Here is a 19683-nt window from a genome sequence, read left to right as displayed (position 1 = left end):
CGCGCACCCGCAGGTCCGCGCTCCAGCCGGTTCTGGGGCGTTCTCTGATCGGTCGCGTGTGCTTCACCTGCCGTACACCTGCGGCTGTGATGGTTCCCATGTAACGAGATTCCAAGCGCGGTGAAACGCGCGAAATCAAGAGGGTGCACATGCAGACGATCGCCATCGACGGGCTCTTCAACGTGAGGGCCACCAGCCCCACCGAGCCGTGGCTCGTACGCACCGGCGCCCCCGAGAACGTCACCGCCGACGGCGTGCGCGCGCTGCGCGACCTGGGTGTCACGACGATCGTCGACCTGCGCGAGCCCTCCGAAGCCGGCGTCCGCTCGCACGACATCCCCGTACAGCAGGCGGGCATCTACGGCGCCGAGCCGCCGGCGTCCGGCCGTCTCGAAGACATCTACACGCTCATGCTGCGTGAGCGGGGCGGCGCGCTTACCGCGGCCGTCGCCCTGATCGCCGACACCGAGGGTGCCGCGCTCGTGCACTGCACCGCCGGCAAGGACCGCACCGGCCTCGTCGTCGCGCTCGCGCGCCTCGCCGCCGGCGACAGCGCGGATGCCATCGTCGACGACTACGTGCTCTCGGCCGAGCACGTGCGCCCGGTGCGCGAACCCGCCGTGCGCGACCTCGTGCTGGCGCTGCCCGAGACCGAGCGCGCCGAAGCGCTGCGTCTACACCTCGAAAGCCCCCGCGAGGCGATCGTGCACGCACTGGCGATCATCGACGAGCTCGGCGGCGCGGGCGCGTACCTCGCCCGCCACGGCCTGACCGACGCGCAGCTCACCCGGCTGCGTCACAAGAACGAGGATGCCCGATGAGCCGCGCAACCGGACGCTCGACCGTGCTGCACATCAGCGATGTGCACGTCACCGAGCGCGGCCTGCTGTACGACGCCGTCGACGGCATCGCTCGGCTGCGCGCCGTCGGCGACTACGTGCGCGCTTCGCAGATGACGCCCGAGGCCGTGTTGATCACCGGCGACCTCGCCCAGCGCGGCAACCCCGGCGCGTACGGAGCCCTCCGCGACGCGGTGGCTGAACTGCGCGAAGCAGTGCAGGCACCCGTGCTCACCATCATCGGCAACCACGACGACACCGAGGCCGCGCGCACCCTCGACGGACACGAGCACTCCCACCACCGCACGGTGCTCGTCGATGGCATCCGCTTCGTGCTGCTCGACTCGTCCTCCGGCGAACTCGGCGCCGCCCAGCGGCAGTGGCTCGCCGACGAGCTCGCCACCCCGCACGGCGAGGGCACGGTCGTCGCCGTGCACCACCCGCCCCTCGGTTCCCCTCTGCCCACGCTCGCCAAGGCGGGCCTGCGCGATGCCGAGCAGCTGCTCGACATCCTCGTCGGCACCGACACTCGTGCTGTGCTCGCCGGGCACTTCCACCACCCGCTCGCCGCGCACGTGCGCGACATCCCCGTGATGGTGGGGCCCTCCCTCGCCTATCACCAGGTGATGGACGGCCGTGCCGACCGCATCAGCGGGCACGACCGCGCGATGTTCTCGGTCGTGCACCTGCACGCCGATGCCGTCACCGCCACCAGCGTCAGCCTCGAGACGCCCACCCCGCTCTTCTCATCCTCCGTCGCTGTACCCCCAACCCTGCACAGATAAGGAAACCCATGTTCCGCTCGCACAGCCCCGCAGCGTTCGCCGTCCTCGGCGTCGCCGCACTCGCCCTCACCGGCTGCTCGACCGCGTCCACCGCCGACGACGCCCAGCCGTCGGCCGGCGCGCTGGAGTCGACCACCATCACGCTCTACACCTCGGAGCCGCAGGAGAAGGCCGACGCACTCGTCGAGGCCTTCAACGAGGTGCACCCCGAGATCACCGTCGAGGTGTTCCGCGCCGGCACCGGCGACCTGACCACCCGCGTCGCCGCCGAGAAGGAGACCGGCAAGATCCAGGCCGACGTCTTCCTCGCCGCTGACGCCGCGACCTTCGAGAACTACGCCGCTGACGGCATGCTGCTCGAGCACACGCCCGCAGACGTCGATGCTCTCGACCCCGCCGTCGTCGACCCCGAGGGCTTCTACGTCGGCACCCGCATCATCCCGACCGTCATCGCCTACAACACGTCGATGGTCGACGCGGCCGACGTCCCCGCCTCGTGGGCCGACCTCACCGCAGCCGACTACGCCGACCGCATCGTCATGCCCAACCCCGACGTGTCGGGCGCAGCCGCCTACAACGCGGCCGTCTGGCTCGACGAGGACGCCCTGGGTGAGGAGTGGATGACGGCGCTCGCCGCCAACCGCCCCGTCATCGCCGACAGCAACGGCCCCGTCTCGCAGGCCGTCGCCACCGGCACCCAGCCGATCGGCATCGTCGTCGACTACCTGGTGCGCGAGCTCGCCGCCCAGGGGTCGCCGATCGCCGTGTCGTACCCCAGCGAGGGTGTGCCGTTCGTCTCGCAGCCCGCCGGCATCTTCTCGGACACCGAGAACGCCGACGCGGCCCGCGCGTTCGTCGACTTCCTGGTCAGCGCTGACGGCCAGAAGCTCGCCGTCGAGCAGTCCTACCTGCCGGTGCGCGGCGACGTCGGAAGCCCCGAGGGCGCCCCTGAGCTCGAGCACATCGCGCTGCTGGCCCCCGAGCTCGAGACGATCCGCGCCACCCAGCCCGGCGCCGTCGAGACCTTCCGGGAGCTGTTCCAGTAGTGAGCACCATCGCCATCGCCCCGGGTCCGGCCATTGGCCGGGCCCGGGGCCTCGACGGGGTCAGTGCCCTGACCGTGACCCTCTGGGTCGCGTGCGGCGCACTGATCCTGGTACCCCTCGGAGCGATCCTCGCCCTCTCCGCGGGTGGATCCCAGCTCAACGTCCTGCTGCAGGGCGACGTCGTCGAAGCCGGCATCAACAGCCTCGTCTCGGCGACAGCATCCGCCCTGTTCGCGGTCGCCATCGGCGCCGCCTTCGCGCTCATCCTCGAACGCACCGACCTGCGCCACCGCGGCGCTCTGCGCATCATCGCCCTCACCCCACTGCTGATGCCCCCGTTCGTCGGTGCGATCGCATGGCTCGGCGTCGCCGGCCCGGCAAGTCCCCTCAACCTCTGGTGGCGCGAGCACTTCGGCGGTCCGCTCTGGTCGATCTACGGCGCCGACGGCGTCATCATGCTGCTGACCGTGCACAGCTACCCGCTGGCGATGCTCATCGTCTCAGCCGCACTGCGACGCATCCCCTCCGACCTCGAACAGGCCGCCCGCATCTCCGGCGCCGGACCCGCACGCACCATGTTCAGCGTCACCGTGCCGCTGCTGCGGCCCGCGCTGCTGTCGTCGTTCCTGCTGATCGCGGTCGGAAACCTGGCCGACTTCGGCATCCCCTCGATCATCGGCCTGCCCGAGCGCTACGTCACCCTCGCCACTCTGGTCTACCGGTACCTGCAGTCCGGCACGGTCGACGAACCCCTCGCCGTGGTCGCCACCATCGGTGTCGTGTTGCTCGTGCTCGCCATCGGCGCACTCGTGCTGAACGCCCTGGTCAAGGGCAGCGGGTGGGAGCTCGACGCCTCGAGCACGCCCGTACAACCGCTGCCGCTGGGGCGCGCCCGCACGCCGCTCGGCATCGTCATGTGGACCGTCGTGCTCGGCATCACCCTGCTGCCGCTGCTCGCCCTGCTCACCCAGACCCTGCTGCGCGCGCCCGGTCTGCCGCTGACCCCCGAGAACCTCACCCTCGACAACTTCGCCAAGGCGCTCACCTCGAGCACCGCCCTCGACGGGGCGGCCAACTCGATCATGCTCGCCACCGGCGCAGCCCTGATCTGCGGCGTGCTCGGGCTGGCCATCGGCGTGGTCACCACCCGCGTGCGCACCCGGTGGACGCGGGGACTCGGTCCGGTCGCGATGCTGCCGCAGGCCATCCCCGGCATCGTGATCGCAGTCGCGTGGCTCATCATCGCCCCGCGCATCGGCCTGTTCAACACCCCGTGGCTCATCCTGGCCGCGTACATCACCTCGTTCACCGCGTTGGTGGTGCAGTCGGTGTCCGGGCCCTTGGCCAGCACGCCGTCCAGCGCCGAAGAGGCCGCCCGCGTCGCCGGCGCCGGGCGACTGCGCGCCCTGATCGACATCTCGTCGCGCATGGCCCTGCCCGCAGCGATCTCGGGAGCCGTCGTCGTCGCCGCCACCGCCGTGCGCGAGCTCACGCTGTCGGTGCTGCTGCTCTCACCGGGCTCGCAGACCCTGGGCGTGGCGATCTTCAACTTCCAGCAGGCGGGCGCCTACAACACCGCGGCCGCATGGTCGCTGGTCGTCGCCGTCGCCGGCATCGCCGTGATCGGACTGGCCACGCGCCGGCCCAGAGACACAAACTGAGAGACAACCTGAGAGGCCACCATGGCATCCGTCACCCTCGACTCCGTATCCGTCCGTTACCCATCCGGGGCCAGCGGCCTGGTCGGCATCGACCTCACCATCGCCGACGGCGAGTTCGTCGCCCTGGTCGGGCCGTCCGGCTCGGGCAAGACCACCCTGCTGCGCACCATCGCCGGGTTCCTCACACCCACCAGCGGAGCCGTGCGCATCGGCGACCGCACCGTCGCCGGCGACGCGCAGTTCGTGCCGCCCGAGCAGCGCGAACTGGGCATGGTGTTCCAGCAGCACGCCGTCTGGCCGCACTGGAACGTCGGCCGCAACGTCGAATACCCGCTGCGTCGCGCCGGCGTGCCGCGCGATCAGCGCAAGACGCGTGTCGCCGAAGCACTCGACCTGGTCGGACTCGCCGGCTACGAGAAGCGCGACCCCGCAACGCTCTCGGGCGGGCAGCGCCAGCGAGTCGCACTGGCGCGTGCCCTGGTCGCACGCCCGCGCGTGCTGCTGCTCGACGAAGCGCTCTCGGCCCTCGACGAGCCCCTGCGCGACCGGCTGCGCCTCGAACTGCAGACCCTCACGCGCGAACTCGGACTCACGGTCGTGCACGTCACGCACGACCGTGCCGAGGCGTTGGCGCTCGCCGACCGGGTGGTCGTGCTCGACGGTGGGCGCATCCAGCAGGTCGGCGCACCCGACGAGCTGGTCACCCGGCCCGCCAGCGGCTTCGTCGCGCGCTTCCTCTCCGACGCCACGCTCGTCGATGGAGTGCTCAGCGACGCCGGCTTCCAGGCCGACGGGCATCCGCTGTCCGTGCCGCGCGACGCCTCCATGCCGGCGGCGGGACGCGCGACCGCGGCGATCCTGCCCGCCGCGGTCACCGTGACCCCCTCGGATGCCGGTGACGCGGTCGTGCGCTCGTCGCTGTACACGCCCGACGGCGGCGACGCCGTCATCGACTGGGCCGGAGTGACGCTGCGCGCGCGCACCCGTGGCATCCGCCTGGCGGTGGGACAGACGGTGCGCGTCGACGTCGACCGTGTCGTGGTCTACCCGGCCGAGTCGCTCGACGCGGCCGCGTCTGCCGCGCCGACGCTGGTGAGCGCATGACCGTCGCCCTCGTGCGTCACGGCCGCACCGCGTGGAACCTCGCCCGCCGCATGCAGGGCCGCACCGAGGTGCCGCTCGATCACCACGGGCAGGCGCAGGCGGACGCCGCAGGGACCCTGCTGGCTCGCGCCGAGTGGATGCACCTGATCGCCTCGCCCCTCGGCCGAGCCGTCGACACTGCCGACCGCATCGGCGAGCACGTGACGGGCGTGGCGCGCGAAATCGACGACCGGCTGATCGAACGCGACTACGGCGCCGCCGAAGGCCTCGCCGTGAGCGAGGTGCACGAACGCTGGCCGGACGGCGGCTATCCCGACGCGGAACCGCTCGACGCCGTCGCCGCGCGCGCGGGTTCGGCACTCGCCGAGATCGCCGCGCGACGGGGCAACAGCATCGTCGTCGCCCACGGCACGCTGCTGCGCGTCGGCGTCGAGACGCTCACCGGCAGCCCGTGCCCGCGCATTCTGAACGGACAGATCGTGATGCTCGAAGCCGAAAAAGCGGGCCGGTTCACGGCCCGGTTCCTCACCGAGTAGCGATCGCCCTCAGGGGCCGAGTGACCCTTTCCGGAACGCCCACGCTGTGGCAATCTGGCAGGAATCACGCATCGGTACCCAAAGGAGGGCGATCGTATGCTTCTTGCGACATCTGCGCTGGTCTTCGGACCGCCGGAGTGGCTGTTCACCGGCTTCATGGCCATGCTGATCCTGGGGATCGCCGGCCTCATGAGCTACGTCCGCGTCAAACGCGAGCGACATGCGCTCGAGCGAATGCACCGCTTCGGCGGGGTGAGCGCGGTCAGAGGCGATCGACACCGCTGACGGCGATGACGGCCTCGCCGGCCTCGTCGGATGCCGCCAGGTCGACGGTCGCCGTGATGCCCCAGTCGTGATCGCCCGCCGGGTCGTGCAGGATCTGGCGCACCGTCCAGGTGCTCGCGCCCTGTTCGATCAGGAGCAGCTGCGGGCTGCGGGCGTCGGCGTCGGTGAGGATCTCGTCGTGCTCGGCGAAGTAGGCATCGAGTGCGTCGTTCCACCCGTCGGCACCGAAGTCGGCATCGAGCGAGGCCAGCTGCTCGACGTCCTCGCGCGCCGCGAGCAGCACACGACGGAACATCTCGTTGCGCACCAGCACACGGAACGCCCGCGTGTTCGCCGTCAGTCGCTTGGGGGCCGGCGGCACCACCGCCTCGTCACCGGGCCGGTCGAAGGCGCCATTATCGGTACCGTCGATCAACTCCTGCCACTCGTCGAGCAGGCTCGAATCGACCTGGCGGATCAGCTCGCCCAGCCACTCGATCAGGTCGTGCAGCTCGTCGTTCTTGAGGTGCTCGGGAATCGTCTGCGAGGCCGCACGATAGGCATCCGACAGGTATCGCAGCACGACGCCCTCTGACCGTGCGATCTTGTAGTAGGCGACATATTCCCCGAACGACATGGCTCGCTCGTACATGTCGCGCACCACCGACTTCGGGTGCAGCTCGAAGTCGCGGATCCAGGGCTGCGATGCGCTGAAGGTGTCGAAGGCCGCGCTCAGCAGTTCCTCCTGCGGCTTCGGGTACGTGATCTGCTCGAGCAGCTCCATGCGCTCGTCGTACTCGATACCCTCGGCCTTCATCGCGGCAACCGCCTCGCCGCGGGCGAGGAACTCCTGCTGGCCCAGCACGGCGCGCGGGTCATCCAGGGTTGCCTCGACGATCGAGATCATGTCGAGCGCGAACGTCGCCGATTCGGGTTCCAGCAGCTCGAACGCCGCCAGCGCGAACGGCGAAAGCGGCTGGTTCAGCGCGAAGTTCGGCTGCAGGTCGACCGTCAGGCGGATCTGACCGTCGACGTTCTCGACGATGCCCGATTGCACCAGGGTGCGGTAGATCCCCAGGGCGCGCACCGCTAGCATCCGCTGTGTCGAACGCGACTCGTGGTTCTCATATACCAGCGCACGCATATTGCCGAACACGTCGCCGCCGCGCGCGATGACGTTCAGGATCATCGCGCTCGTGATCTGCATGTGCGAGGTCAGCGTTTCGGGCTGCGACCCCACGAGCTTCTGGAACGACGGCTCGCCCCACGACACGAAACCGTCGGGAGCCTTCTTGCGGATGATCTTGCGCTTCTTCTTCGGATCATCGCCCGCCTTCTTGAGCGCGGCGAGATTCTCGGATTCGTGCTCGGGCGCCTGCGCCACCACCGTGCCCGCGGTGTCGTAGCCCGCACGTCCCGCACGCCCCGCAATCTGATGGAACTCGCGGGCGTTGAGCTGCCGCATCCGCTTGCCGTCGAACTTCGTCAGCGCGGTCAGCAGCACCGTGCGGATGGGCACATTGATACCCACCCCGAGCGTGTCGGTGCCGCAGATGACCCGCAGCATGCCGCGCTGCGCCAACTGCTCGACCAGTCGCCGGTACTTGGGCAGCATGCCCGCGTGATGCACCCCGATGCCCAGTCGCAGCAGCCGTGACAGCGTCTTGCCGAATGCGGTGGTGAAACGGAATCCGCCGATGAGGTCGGCGATGGCGTCGCGCTGCTCGCGCGTGGCGACCTTTGCGCTGGCCAGTGCCTGGGCGCGCTCCATCGCCGCTGCTTGAGAGAAGTGCACGATGTAGATCGGTGCCTGGCCGGTCTGCAGCAGGTCGTCGATCGTCTCGTGGATCGGGGTCGTCTCGTAGTAGAAGTGCAGCGGCACGGGGCGTTCGACGCCGGTCACGACTGCCGTCTCGCGTCCGGTGCGGCGGGTGAGGTCGGATGCCAGCTCGCTGACATCGCCCAGCGTCGCCGACATGAGCACGAACTGCGCCTGCGGCAGCTCGAGCAGCGGCACCTGCCAGGCCCACCCGCGGTCGGGGTCGCCGTAGAAGTGGAACTCGTCCATCACGACCTGGCCGATGTCGGCATCCGCGCCCTCGCGCAGCGCGAGGTTGGCGAGGATCTCGGCCGTGCAGCAGATGATCGGCGCATCGGCGTTGACCGAGGAATCGCCCGTGATCATGCCGACGTTCTCGGCGCCGAAGACGTCGACCAGGGCGAAGAACTTCTCGCTCACCAGCGCCTTGATCGGTGCCGTGTAGAACGTGGTGCGGTCATCGGCGAGCGCGGCGAAGTGCGCGGCGATCGCCACCAGAGACTTGCCGGTGCCGGTGGGGGTCGACAGGATCAGGTTCTGGCCCGAGACGATCTCGATGACCGCCTCGTCCTGCGCCGGGTACAGGCTGATGCCGGTCGACTCCGCCCACTCGACGAAGGCCAGGTAGATGGCGTCCGCATCGGCGTCGCGCAGGGGAGTGGGATCGAGAACCATGATGTCTCGATCCTTTCATCCCGTGCGGGTCGCCGCCGTTCGCCGTTCGTAGCTCCGGAGAAATGCCCCGTTCCGGGGCGCAGAGGCCCGCTGGCGCGGGATCAGCCGTGGTTTCTCCGGAGTTGTGTGCAGAGGGGCTCGCCGATGAGGCCTTCTTGACCAGGCTCGACTTCAGCAACATTGCCCCGAAGCCCTCGACGCGGCAGTCGATGTCGTGGCCGTTGACGGGATCGATCAGGCGGATGCCGCGCACCTTCGTGCCCGCCTTGATGCCCTGCGGCGACCCCTTGACCTTGATCGAGGTGGTCACCACGACGGTGTCACCGTCGGACAGCACGTTGCCCACGGCGTCTTTGACGACCCGCTGGACGGGCCCGTCGTCCGGTGTCGCAGCGCTCTCTTGCGGTGCCCATTCGTGTCCGCACACCGGGCACACCAGCAGGGCGCCCATCTCATAAGTGTGCTCGCTGGAGCAGTCGGGGCACGGGGGAAGGGAGTCAGCCATGCCTCGATGGTATCGCGATATGATGAATCCGTCAGATCACTGCCCGTGCAAGAGAGGCCTTCATGCTCAGCGACCCGAACCGCCCGCTGTACGAGGTCAAGGCAGGACTGTTCAAGGGGCTGGCCCACCCGATCCGCATCCGCATCCTCGAGGTGCTCTCGGGCACACCCGAGGCCACCGTCAGTGACCTGCTGCGCGTCGTCGAACTCGAGCCCTCGCACGTCTCGCAGCATCTCGCCGTGCTTCGCCGCAACCGCCTGGTCGTCTCCGAGCGCCGGGGCAGCCTGGTGTTCTACCGCCTGGCCTACCCGCAGGTGGCAGACCTGCTGCACGTCGCCCGCGAACTGCTCGGTGAGATTCTGCACACCACGCAGCAGCAGCTCGTCGAGAGCGAGCACCTCCCGCACATCACAACACCTCGCCCATGAGCGCCTGGTCACCCCGCACTCTGCTGCCGTCGGTCGGTGACTACCGCGACCTGCCCCGCACCTGGCGCGGTGACCTGCTCGCGGGCGTCACCGTCGGCATCGTGGCGCTGCCCCTCGCCCTCGCCTTCGGCGTCAGCTCGGGCGCCGGCGCCGAGAGCGGATTGGTCACGGTCATCATCGCCGGGGTCGTCGCCGCCGTGTTCGGCGGGTCGCACGTGCAGGTCTCGGGGCCGACCGGCGCCATGGTCGTGGTGCTGGCGCCGATCCTCGCCGTGCACGGCGCCAGCGCGCTGGCCGTCATCTGCCTGATGGCCGGTCTGCTCGTCCTGGCCGCGGGCGCCCTGCGCCTGGGGCGTACCGTCGGCTACATTCCATGGCCCGTGATCGAGGGGTTCACCCTCGGCATCGCCGCCATCATCTTTCTGCAGCAGGTGCCCACCGCCACGGGTGCCCCGCCCGGCGAGAGCACCAACGCTCTCATCGCCGCGGTGCAGTCGCTGGGCGCGCTGTCCTGGCCGAAGGCGACCTGGTCGCTGCTGCTCGTAGCGGCCGTGGTCATCATCATGGTGATCTCGATGCGCGTGCATCCGCGCTTCCCAGGGTCGCTGCTGGCGATCGTCGCCGCCTCTCTCATCGCCGCCGTCGCGGGGCTCCCCGTCGACACGATCGGCGAACTGCCCGCCGGGCTGCCGTCACCGACCCTTCCGACGATCGACGTGGCGACGACCCTGGCGCTGATCGGCCCGGCGGTGGCGGTCGCCGCGCTCGCAGCCATCGAGTCATTGCTGTCTGTGCGGGTCGCTGCGACCCTCGCCGACACCGGCCCGTACGACGCGGATCGCGAGCTGGTCGGGCAGGGGCTCGCGTCGATCGCCGCCGGCCTGTTCGGCGGCATGCCCGCCACCGGCGCCATCGCCCGCACCGCCGTCAACGTGCGATCCGGTGCGCGCACCCGCATGGCCGCCATCGTGCACGCCCTGCTCCTGCTGGCGATCGCCTCGGTCGGTGCCGCGGTTGTCGCCCACATCCCCCTGGCCGCCCTCGCCGGTGTGCTCATGGTGACCGCGGTACGCATGATCACCCCCGCCACGGTGCGCACCGTCATGCGATCCACGCGTGCCGATGCCGCCGTGTTCGTCGTGACCGCCGTGGTCACTGTGAGTGTCGACCTGATCTATGCCGTGCTCATCGGCCTGCTGGCCGCCGGGTTCTTCGCCCTGCGTCAGCTGGCAAAGGCCAGTGGTGTGCATCGCGAAGAGCTGCCAGCGCCCTCGCAGCCCGGCGATGAGCGCATCGCCTTGTTCCGCCTTGAAGGGGCCCTGTTCTTCGGAGCCGCCGAACGGATGCTCGAACGCGTCGCCGCACTCGACGACATCGAGGTCGTCGTGATCCGCATGGCGCAGATGCGCATGCTCGACGCCACGGGGGCGCAGGTGATCACCGAGTTGATCGGATCGCTCGAGCGCCGCGGCATCACGGTGCTCATCAAGGGCATCCCCGCAGAGCATCTGCCCCTCGCCGAGCGGGTCGGCGTGCTGTCGTCGTTGCGGCACCAGAATCACCTCTTCGACGACCTCGATGCGGCGATCGCGCACGCACGCAGTCATGTCTCCCGGTCATGAACCGCTGTGCCGCACCGGCGAGAATGGAGGGATGAGCTCCGATCTCACGGCGATCCTGCGGGCGATCGGCGACGGCGCGACGCCCGAGCCCGATCGCATCCGCACCGCCCTCGGAACCGACTCCGCCACCGCGGATGCCCTGGTCGAGCTCGCGTATCGCGTCGAGGGGCTGCGCCAGCGCAGCGCCGAACTGCGGGTGATGATGTCGTCGACCCGTGAACTGCTCGCCGAACCCGACGCCGACCTGATGCTGCAGCGCATCGTCGATCACGCGCACGAGCTGATCGCGGGCGATGTCACCTACCTGTCGGTCTACGACCCGACGCGCGACGAGCTGCGGGTGCGCGCCGCGAGCGGCACGATCTCGTCGCGCTTTCTGGGCATGGTCGTACCGGCCGGGGTCGGGCTCGCGAGCCGCGCCGTGCACACCCGCCACCCGCAGTGGGTGGAGGACTACACGACGCTGACCTCGGTTCCGCACGACCCGACGATCGACGCCATCGTGCACGAGGAGCGGCTGCGCTCGATGCTCGGCGCCCCACTGGTGGTCAAGGGCGAGGTGCTGGGTGTGCTCTTCACCGCCGGGCGCGACGCACGTGCGCACCGGCCCGACGAGATCTCGCTCCTGTCGGCCTTCGCCGGGCACGCCGCGCTGGTGCTGCATCTCGCCCGGCTGCTCGGGCGGGCCACCGATGCCACCGAACAGGCCGCCGTGCGCCAGCGTCAAGCCGAATGGGCGGCGGGACTGCACGAGGAACTGACCCGGTTGGCGGTGACCGGCCATGATGCCGAGGGCATCGCCGCGGCGCTCTCCGACGCGCTCGGGCGCCGCGTCACCCTGCGGCGCGCGGTCGAGGGCGGCGACCCCCTCGGGCAGGTGATCCGGGCCTCCGGTGATGGCGGACACAGCACCGTGCTCGACGACGGGCCGATCGAACTCGTCGCGCCGATCCTCGGCGCGACCGAGGTCAGCGGAGCGCTGCTGGTCGAGCGCGCCGGTGAACCATTGACGGCCGTCGAACGGCGCACCGTCGAGCGGTCGGCGCTCACCGCAGCGCTCGTGCTGCTGCGCCGCGACGCGCTCGCCGACGCCGAGGAGCGCGTGCGGGGCGAACTGGCCGCAGAACTGCTGGCCGACCCGGCGCGCCGAGAGGCGGCGCTGGCGCGGGCGGCCGGGCGCGGGCATCCGATCGCCGCACCCTGGACCGCCCTGGTGGTGACGTGCGCCGCCGAACAGCGCGCATCCCTGCTCAGTCGCCTGCGTCTGCGCACGGACTGGCTGGTCGCGCCTCACGGCGACGGGATCGCCGTGCTCGCCCCCGGCGACCCCGAACCGGCGGTGACCGATGCCGAGGCGACCAGCGGCGTCGATGCCGCGCTGCTGGTGTTCGGTCGCGCCCGCAACCTCGACGAGGCCGCTGACGCGGTACGCGACATCGGACTCACCGCGCGCCTCGCGCACGGTCTCGGCATTCGCCGAGGACGGATGGATGCTGCCGTGCTGGCCCCCTACGCGCCGCTGTTCCACGGCGACGGGGCGCGGCTCGCCCGCTTCGTCGACAGCATGTTGCATCCGGTCGTCGACTGGGATGCCGCCAAGGGCACCATGCTGTTCGCGACGCTCGTGGCGCTGTTCGATCAGCGGTGGCAGCTCGCGGCGACCGCCCGCGAGCTGCACGTGCACGTCAACACCCTCGCCCAGCGCATCGCCCGGTTGCGGCAGATGCTGGGCCCCGTGCTCGACTCGCCCGAGGCCCGCTTCCGGCTGGAGATGGCCGTGCGGGTCGAGCAGGCGCGCAGAGCACTCGAACAGACATAGTCAAGCGCCCAACAGTGTGCGAATCGCACCTGTTCTGGCGCGCACCGCACTGGTTGGCTGTCGATCTGGCGGAGGGCCCGACCCGAACGGTGCTCCGCCGGTCCGGCAACGGCGCCCACCGGGAGCCGTCCGGCCGCTCACAAGGAAGGACGACGACGTGGCCACGACATCACGGCTCAGCGGACTGCGGAACCTCAGCATCGCCGACCGGCGCACCGCAGTGACAGACGCGATCGGCGGGCAGCCCGAACTGCTCACCGCACTGGACCCCACCTCGGACGAGGCGCTGACCATGGCGCAGGCCGATCGCATGGTCGAGAACGTCATCGGACAGATCGGCATCCCCGTCGGCGTGTGCACGAACCTCGTGCTCAACGGCCGCGAGGTGCTCGTGCCGATGGCCACCGAAGAGCCCAGCGTCGTCGCGGCGGCCTCGAACATCGCCCGCATGTCGCGCACCCTCGGCGGCGTCACCGCCACGTCGTCCGAGCCGGTCATGCAGGCCCAGGTGCAGCTGCTCGACGTCGCCGATCCGCAGGGCGCCCGCGCACGGATCCTCGAGCGCAAGGACGACGTGCTCGCCCTCGCCAACGCCCAGGACCCCAAGCTGGTCGAGGTCGGCGGAGGCGCCCGCGACCTCATCGTGCGCACCGTGCACGGCCTGCTCGACGACCACCTCATCGTGCATCTCGTGGTGAACGTCGGCGACGCGATGGGCGCGAACGCCGTCAACACCATGGCCGAGGCCATCGCCCCGCTGCTGGCCGAGATCGCCCAGGGCCGGTCGCTGCTGCGCATCCTCACCAACCTCGCCGACATGCGCATCACCCGCGCCCGCATCGCCATCGCCCCCGACCAGATCGGCGGCCCGCAGGTGATCGACGACATGATCGCCGGTGCCGCACTCGCCTATGACGATCCGTATCGCGCCGCGACCCACAACAAGGGCATCATGAACGGCATCTCGGCCGTCGTGCTCGCCACCGGCAACGACACCCGCGCGGTCGAGGCGGGCGCGCACGCCTACGCCGCCCGCGACGGACAGTACCGGGCCCTGTCGCGGTTCGAGAAGGACAGCGCCGGCAACCTCGTCGCGACCCTCGAACTGCCCATGGCCGTCGGGCTCGTCGGCGGAGCCACCAAGTCGCACCCCACGGCCCGTGCGGGCGTCGCCATGACCGAGGTGACCACCGCACGTGAGCTCGGCGAGATCATCTGCGCGATCGGGCTGGCACAGAACGTCGCCGCCGTGCGTGCGCTCGCCGCCGAGGGCATCCAGCGCGGACACATGGGGCTGCACGCCCGCAACATCGCCGTCGCCGCCGGGGCCACCGGCACCGAGGTCGACGACGTCGCCGCCGAACTCGTCGCGCGCCGGGCCGTGCGCGTCGACGTCGCCGAGACGGTGCTCGCCGAACTGCGCGCACGATGAGCGCGGTGCGCCAGCTCGGCCTGCCCATGACGCAGGCCGACCCGGGCATCGACGTCGACACGGTCGAGATCTGGGAGGTCGCCCCGCGCGACGGACTCCAGGCCGAGAGCGTCACCCTCGACGCCGACACCAAGGTCGAGCTCATCGAGCGGCTCGCGCAGGCCGGGGCGCGGATCATCGAGGCGGGCAGCTTCGTGCGCGCCGACCGCGTGCCGCAGATGGCCGACTCGGCCGAGGTTCTCACCCGCACCGCGGCGCTCGACGTGCGCACGCCCGTGCTCGTTCCGAACCTGCGCGGATACGAACTGGCCCGCGCCGCTGGTGCCGACGACATCGCCGTGTTCCTCAGCGTCACCGAATCGTTCTCGCAGCAGAACCTCGGCGCCGCCCGGGCGACCATGGAGACGGCGGCCGGCGAGGTCGTCGCGCGAGCCATCGCCGATGGCGTGCGGGTGCGCGGCTATCTGTCGATGGTGTTCGGCGACCCGTGGGAAGGGGCGGTCGCGACCGACGAGGTCGTGCGTCTGGCATCCGTCATGCGTTCGTGGGGTGTCGAACAGCTCTCGCTCGGCGACACGATCGGCGTCGCGACGCCGGGGCAGGTGCGCGGGATCGTGCGCGCTCTCGTCGACTCGGGCATTCCCGTGGGCGAGATCGCCCTGCACATGCACGACACCTACGGCATGGCCGTCGCCAACGTGCACGCCGGCCTCGAAGAGGGCGTGCGCGTCTTCGACGCCGCCGCCGGCGGCGTCGGCGGATGCCCCTTCGCGCGGTCGGCGACCGGCAACCTCGCCACCGACGACCTCGTGTGGATGCTGGAAGGGCTCGGCATCCGCACCGGCATCGACCTCGATGCCCTCACCGAAACGAGCATCTGGCTCACCCGGGCGCTGGGCAAGGCGCCCACGTCACGCGTCGCGACGGCGCTGAGCCGCTGAGAAAGGAACTACCCGTGCAACAGCAACGACTGCTGGAGGTGTGGGGCGACACGGTCGACAGCCGGCACCTGCTCGGCGCCATCGGCCTGGGCGTCGGCATCGCCGTACCCGTCTACCTCTTCGCCGAGTGGGGCTTCGCCCAGCTCACCGACGGTGACGCCGTCGGACGCTCCTACGCCCTGGTGACGGGCCTGGCGGCCTGCATCGTCGCCGCCGTGATCGCGGCCAACATCTTCAAGCCCAAGCGAGTGGTCACCGTCGGTGCCGCCGCTGCCGGCGGTCGCGAAGACGCGATGGACGCCATCGAGGCAGAGCTCGGCCCGCTGGGCAACCCCGACGAGCTGCCGGCCGCCGCGCTGGCCGAGGTCAAGGAACTCGGGCTGTACGACGATCTGCTCGCCCAGCATCGCAAGAACCAGGCCCGTCAGGAGGCCGCACGATGATCGACACGCTGCTCGAACCCACCCTGTGGGCGCTCGGCATGGCCCTGGTCGGAACGATCGTCTTCGCCCTGATCGGCCTCGTCTCGGGAACGGATGAGACCGCCACGATCGCTCCGCTGACCCTGCTGGTGATCCTGCTCGGCGTGCCGCCGGCGGGCGTGTTCGCCTTCTTCATGGCATCCATCGCCGCCAAGCACATCACCCATGCGATCCCGACGACCCTGCTGGGGATCCCGGGCGACACCATGGCCGCACCGCTGCTGCGCGACGCGCAGATGCTGCGCGAGCTGGGCGTGCCGCACATCGCCCTGCGCAAGGCGATCTCGGGCGGTGTGATCGCCGCGGTCATCGCGGTGCCGATGGCGGTGTTCTTCGCATGGGTGCTCACGCCGTTCTCCGAGGCGATCAGCGCGGTCGCACCGTGGCTGTTCCTCGCCGCAGCGCTGCTCATCGCCGTGCTGTCGAAGGGACGCTGGGCGGCACTGATCGCTCTCATCCCGTTCGTGCTCGTGGTGGTGGGTCTGCAGAACTTCGCCGTCGGCGCCCTCGGCAAGGGCCTGTCGATCAGCTTCTTCCTGGGCATCGCGATCGGACCGCTCATCCTCGACCTGTTCCTGGCGTCGAGCCCGGCCGGTCGTGCCGGCCTCAAGCGCGACGCTCCGCGGTCGTTCGAGCTGGCCGCCGATGTGCGCACCTGGAAGGGACGCATGCCCAACCCGATGCGCGTGCTCGACCGCACCCAGCTGGGTGGCACGGCGGGAGCCGCGGTGATCTCCAGCGCGACGTTCGTGTTCTCGCCGGTGGCGATGACCGTGCTGATGGGTGAGATGTTCGGCGGCCGCATCAAGAACGGCTACCGTCGTCTGACCACGATGATGGCCGTCAAGAACGGCACGACCGAGTCGACCTACATCGCTGAGACGCTCATCCCGCTGATCGCCATCGGCCTGCCGCTCTCGCCCATGGCCGCCGGGCCCGCGAACCCGCTGTTCAACGCCCCGCCGGTGTTCACCATCAACGCCGAGACCGGCGAGACGAACAACCTGCACGACATGCTCGGGCCGTGGGAGTTCCTGGTGTTCGGCCTCGCGGCGGTGCTGATCGCCCTGATCATCACGTATCCGTTCGCGATGACGCAGGCCCACAAGGCTGCGGCCTGGATCATGAAGAAGGTCTCGCACGAGGCCATCATCGGCGCCTTCGCCGGATTGATTGCCGTGATCTGCCTCTACGAAGGTGGCGTGGTCGCGCTGCTGGTGGCGATCAGCATCGGTCTCGTCGGTGGCCTGCTCAACCGCATGTTCCACATGCACACGGGTGTGCAGTTCATGGGCTACTACGTCGCGGTGCTCACAGTTCCGGCGGTCACGGCCCTGTTCGCCTGATCGACCCCCCCGGGGTGACAGGGCTCCTCGTGCGTCGCACGGGGAGCCCTGTCGCATTCCGGCGGATCAGTCGCCGGCCAGCTCGTTGTGGATGCGCCGCAGATCTTCCATGAGCGATCCCACGAGGATCCAGTGATCGGATGCCGGCGGCCGCACCACCAAGGGGGCGGTCAGCGCCGGGATCACCGATGTCTCCGGCATGGCCGGGTCGCGGGCATCCGAGGCCTGATGCGCGAGGTTCTGCACCGCGAGACGCACGTCGTGGCCCGCACGGTGCAGCTGCTCGGCGATGGCCTGCACAGCGGGATCGTCGGCGAGGGCATCGTCGTAGTGGTCGAAGTACGCCCGCGTCATGCCGATCACCTGCGTCACGATCGCTGACAGCCGATCATGCAGTGCGCGGATGTCGACCAGGTCATCGCGGTGGCGAGAGCGACGCGGATTCAGCGACAGCGATTCGTCGGCGGCGTGCAACGACTCGTCGGCCGACACCTTCATCGGCCGCAGCAGGCGCACCTGCAGCATCAGCTCGTGCAGCTGCGGTCCGGTGCGCACCGACGGCAGGGCATCGGCCAGGCGGTCGAGCGAGGCCGCCACCTCGCGCCCCAGCATGATCACGTCCCGCCGCGCGGGGGCCGCGAGCACCGGGGGAACGATGGCGATGTTCACGATGAAGCCGATCGCTGCGCCGATCAGCGTCTCGATGATGCGCTCCACGGCATAGGCGGGGTCAGAAGCGCCGAGGGCGAGCACGAGCAGCGCCGAGATGGCGACCTGATTGCCGGTTCCCGGAGACGCACGAAGCGCCCAGGCGACCAGCATCGCCACGACCACCGCGGTCAGCACCACCCACCGCTGCGAGCCGAGCAGCATGGTCAGCAGTACGGCGATCACCACGCCGACGACCACCCCGGCGCTGCGCTCGAGCGCCTTGGCGAGCGACTGGTTGACGCTGGGCTGAACCACCAGAAGGGCGGCGATCGCGGCGAACACCGGCAGCTGCCCGGGGACCAGCCAGCCCGCCAGCAGCCACGCCGCGATCGTCGCGGCGGCCGACTTCAGCACCTGCAGCAGAGGACCCCGCTGCGGGGCGCGGATCGCGGACGGCAGTCGCATACCTTCACGGTAGTCGTGGTCACCGGCGCCCCGCAGTCATTGACACCCCCAGCTGCCGTCGACACCCCGTGCTGTGGGCGTCAACAGGTAGGGGTGTCGACGCGAGGTGGGGGTGTCGGCGGGAAAGGGCTCGACAAGAGACATGGTTCGATAAGAGACGTGGACAACACCCAGCGACTGCTGCACGCTCAGGCGCGCGCCCTGTGGGCGACGCTGTTCTGCTTCGTGCTCGGTGCCGTCGCCGGTCTCGCCGCGCTGTGGGGCACGGCGCGTCCTTTCACCGGCGAGGGGTCGGTGATCGTACCGACGGCCCTGATCACCGGTGTGATCACCGCCGGTGCGTTCGTCGTCAGCACGCTCATGCATCGACGCGGTGAGACGTTCCCGATGCCGCGCTGGCAGGCCGTCATCTCTGACGTCGCGGCGATCGCCGTGACGATCGCGATCGCGGGGGTCGCCGGACTGGGCGTGCTGCTGGCCGGTGAGATCATCGGCACCGGACTGCAGGGTCTCGAGCTCTCGCCGATCGGCGGTGGCCTGATCGTCGGTGTCGCGGCCGCCGTGGGCGGGCGCCTGGCATTCGACGCGGGTATCGAGCTGCGCACCGGCGACATCGCTGCGCTGCTGTTCGCCTTCCTGATCATCGGCACGCTGTTCGCGATGATCACCGCCGCCGACCCGACCTGGTGGCAGCGCAACTTCTCGCAGCTCGGTTCGGGAGGTGGCGGCTGGGCTTTCAACGGCACGCTCGTGATCGCGGGCATGCTCGTCGCCACGACCGGCCTGTACATCGGGCGCGATCTGCACCGCCTGTATGGGGATCGGATGCTGCGACGCATCGCCGTCGTGGCACTGGCCTGGGTGGTGTCGGGCACCGCATTGGCCGCCGTCGGCCTGCTGCCGATCAACAGGTTCCCGACCGCGCACGACATCCTCGCGGTCGGCACGATGGTGCTGATCGTGGTGGCGGTGGTGCTGTCGGCCCGCGTGCTCGCGGGTGGGCGGATGCTGCGGGTGATCACGACGGTGCTGGTCGTGCTGGTCGCCGTCGCGGTGGTCATGACGGTGGCGTTCTCACTGATGTCGGTCACCGCTCTGGAGAGCATCGTCATCGGCCTGGTGCTGCTGTGGATGACGACCTTCGCCCGTGTTCTGGCCATTCTCGGCCCCACCCGATCGCGGCCTTCGCACACGGGGTCGCCACTGCGTACCGAGGCGCGCACGCCCCACCCGGCGTAACCTCTCACCGAACGTTCGGCTTCC

The 19683-nt window shown here is 70.1% G+C and carries 17 protein-coding genes and 1 pseudogene; 15 read left to right on the top strand and 3 right to left on the bottom strand.

All coding sequences use genetic code 11. The features are described 5' to 3' along the window. Nucleotides 1-149 precede the first annotated feature (149 nt). The 7 genes from ACLD0U_RS14075 to ACLD0U_RS14045 all read left to right on the top strand — a co-directional run bounded on the left by ACLD0U_RS14075 (nucleotide 150) and on the right by ACLD0U_RS14045 (nucleotide 6256). The gene (locus ACLD0U_RS14075; protein WP_410340990.1) at nucleotides 150-821 is read left to right on the top strand and encodes a tyrosine-protein phosphatase; all 672 of its coding nucleotides are present in this window, start codon (nucleotides 150-152) and stop codon (nucleotides 819-821) included. Beyond that, nucleotides 818-1624 carry a metallophosphoesterase family protein gene (locus tag ACLD0U_RS14070; protein WP_206822704.1) on the top strand — a complete coding sequence of 269 codons (807 nt, stop codon included), beginning with the start codon at nucleotides 818-820 and terminating at the stop codon, nucleotides 1622-1624. The genes ACLD0U_RS14075 and ACLD0U_RS14070 overlap by 4 nt, the downstream gene beginning before the upstream one ends. Before the next feature lie 8 nt (nucleotides 1625-1632). Further along, complete coding sequence (locus tag ACLD0U_RS14065) at nucleotides 1633-2670, top strand: ABC transporter substrate-binding protein (protein ID WP_179409349.1); 1038 nt, start codon at nucleotides 1633-1635, stop codon at nucleotides 2668-2670. Continuing rightward, nucleotides 2670-4331: an ABC transporter permease gene (locus ACLD0U_RS14060; protein ID WP_410340989.1), complete on the top strand. Its 1662-nt coding sequence runs from the start codon at nucleotides 2670-2672 to the stop codon at nucleotides 4329-4331. Before ACLD0U_RS14065 ends, ACLD0U_RS14060 begins: the two co-directional genes overlap by 1 nt. Nucleotides 4332-4352: 21 nt before the next feature. Continuing rightward, nucleotides 4353-5435: an ABC transporter ATP-binding protein gene (locus ACLD0U_RS14055; RefSeq protein WP_179409348.1), complete on the top strand. Its 1083-nt coding sequence runs from the start codon at nucleotides 4353-4355 to the stop codon at nucleotides 5433-5435. After that, on the top strand, nucleotides 5432-5971 hold the full coding sequence (locus ACLD0U_RS14050; RefSeq protein ID WP_410340988.1) for a histidine phosphatase family protein: 540 nt from the start codon (nucleotides 5432-5434) through the stop codon (nucleotides 5969-5971). The genes ACLD0U_RS14055 and ACLD0U_RS14050 overlap by 4 nt, the downstream gene beginning before the upstream one ends. Nucleotides 5972-6067: 96 nt before the next feature. Further along, nucleotides 6068-6256, top strand: coding sequence for a hypothetical protein (locus tag ACLD0U_RS14045; RefSeq protein WP_410340987.1), 189 nt, complete (start codon nucleotides 6068-6070; stop codon nucleotides 6254-6256). Here ACLD0U_RS14045 and ACLD0U_RS14040 read toward each other — a convergent pair. Together ACLD0U_RS14040 and ACLD0U_RS14035 are read right to left on the bottom strand one after the other, a co-directional pair. Further along, the gene (locus ACLD0U_RS14040) at nucleotides 6234-8729 is read right to left on the bottom strand and encodes a DEAD/DEAH box helicase (RefSeq protein WP_410340986.1); all 2496 of its coding nucleotides are present in this window, start codon (nucleotides 8727-8729) and stop codon (nucleotides 6234-6236) included. The two genes, ACLD0U_RS14045 and ACLD0U_RS14040, sit on opposite strands and share 23 nt — an antisense overlap. Before the next feature lie 160 nt (nucleotides 8730-8889). After that, a pseudogene (locus ACLD0U_RS14035) lies at nucleotides 8890-9234 on the bottom strand (zinc ribbon domain-containing protein YjdM); the annotation flags it as partial. A gap of 62 nt (nucleotides 9235-9296) precedes the next feature. Between ACLD0U_RS14035 and ACLD0U_RS14030 the strand changes: the two are divergent. The 7 genes from ACLD0U_RS14030 to ACLD0U_RS14000 all read left to right on the top strand — a co-directional run bounded on the left by ACLD0U_RS14030 (nucleotide 9297) and on the right by ACLD0U_RS14000 (nucleotide 17304). Next, nucleotides 9297-9662, top strand: coding sequence for an ArsR/SmtB family transcription factor (locus tag ACLD0U_RS14030; protein ID WP_179409335.1), 366 nt, complete (start codon nucleotides 9297-9299; stop codon nucleotides 9660-9662). Next, nucleotides 9659-11284, top strand: coding sequence for a SulP family inorganic anion transporter (locus ACLD0U_RS14025; RefSeq protein ID WP_410340985.1), 1626 nt, complete (start codon nucleotides 9659-9661; stop codon nucleotides 11282-11284). The genes ACLD0U_RS14030 and ACLD0U_RS14025 overlap by 4 nt, the downstream gene beginning before the upstream one ends. A gap of 31 nt (nucleotides 11285-11315) precedes the next feature. After that, entirely contained in the window at nucleotides 11316-13103 is a 1788-nt protein-coding gene (locus tag ACLD0U_RS14020; protein ID WP_410340984.1) for a helix-turn-helix domain-containing protein, read from the top strand. A gap of 157 nt (nucleotides 13104-13260) precedes the next feature. Next, a complete protein-coding gene (locus tag ACLD0U_RS14015) occupies nucleotides 13261-14535 on the top strand; it encodes a hydroxymethylglutaryl-CoA reductase, degradative (RefSeq protein WP_179409332.1) in 1275 nt (424 codons plus the stop codon). Then, nucleotides 14532-15476: a hydroxymethylglutaryl-CoA lyase gene (locus tag ACLD0U_RS14010; protein WP_179409331.1), complete on the top strand. Its 945-nt coding sequence runs from the start codon at nucleotides 14532-14534 to the stop codon at nucleotides 15474-15476. The genes ACLD0U_RS14015 and ACLD0U_RS14010 overlap by 4 nt, the downstream gene beginning before the upstream one ends. Before the next feature lie 14 nt (nucleotides 15477-15490). Continuing rightward, nucleotides 15491-15919, top strand: coding sequence for a hypothetical protein (locus tag ACLD0U_RS14005; protein ID WP_206821235.1), 429 nt, complete (start codon nucleotides 15491-15493; stop codon nucleotides 15917-15919). Next, nucleotides 15916-17304 carry a tripartite tricarboxylate transporter permease gene (locus tag ACLD0U_RS14000; RefSeq protein ID WP_179409330.1) on the top strand — a complete coding sequence of 463 codons (1389 nt, stop codon included), beginning with the start codon at nucleotides 15916-15918 and terminating at the stop codon, nucleotides 17302-17304. Before ACLD0U_RS14005 ends, ACLD0U_RS14000 begins: the two co-directional genes overlap by 4 nt. Before the next feature lie 66 nt (nucleotides 17305-17370). Here the strand turns inward: ACLD0U_RS14000 and ACLD0U_RS13995 are convergent, their stop codons facing one another. After that, entirely contained in the window at nucleotides 17371-18420 is a 1050-nt protein-coding gene (locus tag ACLD0U_RS13995) for an FUSC family protein (RefSeq protein WP_206821234.1), read from the bottom strand. A gap of 159 nt (nucleotides 18421-18579) precedes the next feature. Between ACLD0U_RS13995 and ACLD0U_RS13990 the strand changes: the two genes are divergently transcribed. Next, on the top strand, nucleotides 18580-19659 hold the full coding sequence (locus ACLD0U_RS13990) for a DUF998 domain-containing protein (RefSeq protein WP_410340983.1): 1080 nt from the start codon (nucleotides 18580-18582) through the stop codon (nucleotides 19657-19659). The last annotated feature ends 24 nt before the right edge of the window (nucleotides 19660-19683 follow it).

The organism is Microbacterium sp. 2216-1, assembly GCF_046507855.1.
Classification (GTDB): Bacteria; Actinomycetota; Actinomycetes; order Actinomycetales; family Microbacteriaceae; genus Microbacterium; species Microbacterium esteraromaticum_C.
This window is presented reverse-complemented; position numbering and strand designations above follow the sequence as displayed.

Coding starts and splice junctions, on each gene's coding strand:
- ACLD0U_RS14030 (WP_179409335.1), top strand. CDS start 9,297: ATGCTCAGCGACCCGAACCGCCCGCTGTACGAGGTCAAGGCAGGACTG.
- ACLD0U_RS14055 (WP_179409348.1), top strand. CDS start 4,353: ATGGCATCCGTCACCCTCGACTCCGTATCCGTCCGTTACCCATCCGGG.
- ACLD0U_RS14070 (WP_206822704.1), top strand. CDS start 818: ATGAGCCGCGCAACCGGACGCTCGACCGTGCTGCACATCAGCGATGTG.
- ACLD0U_RS14020 (WP_410340984.1), top strand. CDS start 11,316: ATGAGCTCCGATCTCACGGCGATCCTGCGGGCGATCGGCGACGGCGCG.
- ACLD0U_RS14045 (WP_410340987.1), top strand. CDS start 6,068: ATGCTTCTTGCGACATCTGCGCTGGTCTTCGGACCGCCGGAGTGGCTG.
- ACLD0U_RS14040 (WP_410340986.1), bottom strand. CDS start 8,729: ATGGTTCTCGATCCCACTCCCCTGCGCGACGCCGATGCGGACGCCATC.
- ACLD0U_RS14010 (WP_179409331.1), top strand. CDS start 14,532: ATGAGCGCGGTGCGCCAGCTCGGCCTGCCCATGACGCAGGCCGACCCG.
- ACLD0U_RS14065 (WP_179409349.1), top strand. CDS start 1,633: ATGTTCCGCTCGCACAGCCCCGCAGCGTTCGCCGTCCTCGGCGTCGCC.
- ACLD0U_RS14075 (WP_410340990.1), top strand. CDS start 150: ATGCAGACGATCGCCATCGACGGGCTCTTCAACGTGAGGGCCACCAGC.
- ACLD0U_RS13995 (WP_206821234.1), bottom strand. CDS start 18,420: ATGCGACTGCCGTCCGCGATCCGCGCCCCGCAGCGGGGTCCTCTGCTG.
- ACLD0U_RS14025 (WP_410340985.1), top strand. CDS start 9,659: ATGAGCGCCTGGTCACCCCGCACTCTGCTGCCGTCGGTCGGTGACTAC.
- ACLD0U_RS14050 (WP_410340988.1), top strand. CDS start 5,432: ATGACCGTCGCCCTCGTGCGTCACGGCCGCACCGCGTGGAACCTCGCC.
- ACLD0U_RS14000 (WP_179409330.1), top strand. CDS start 15,916: ATGATCGACACGCTGCTCGAACCCACCCTGTGGGCGCTCGGCATGGCC.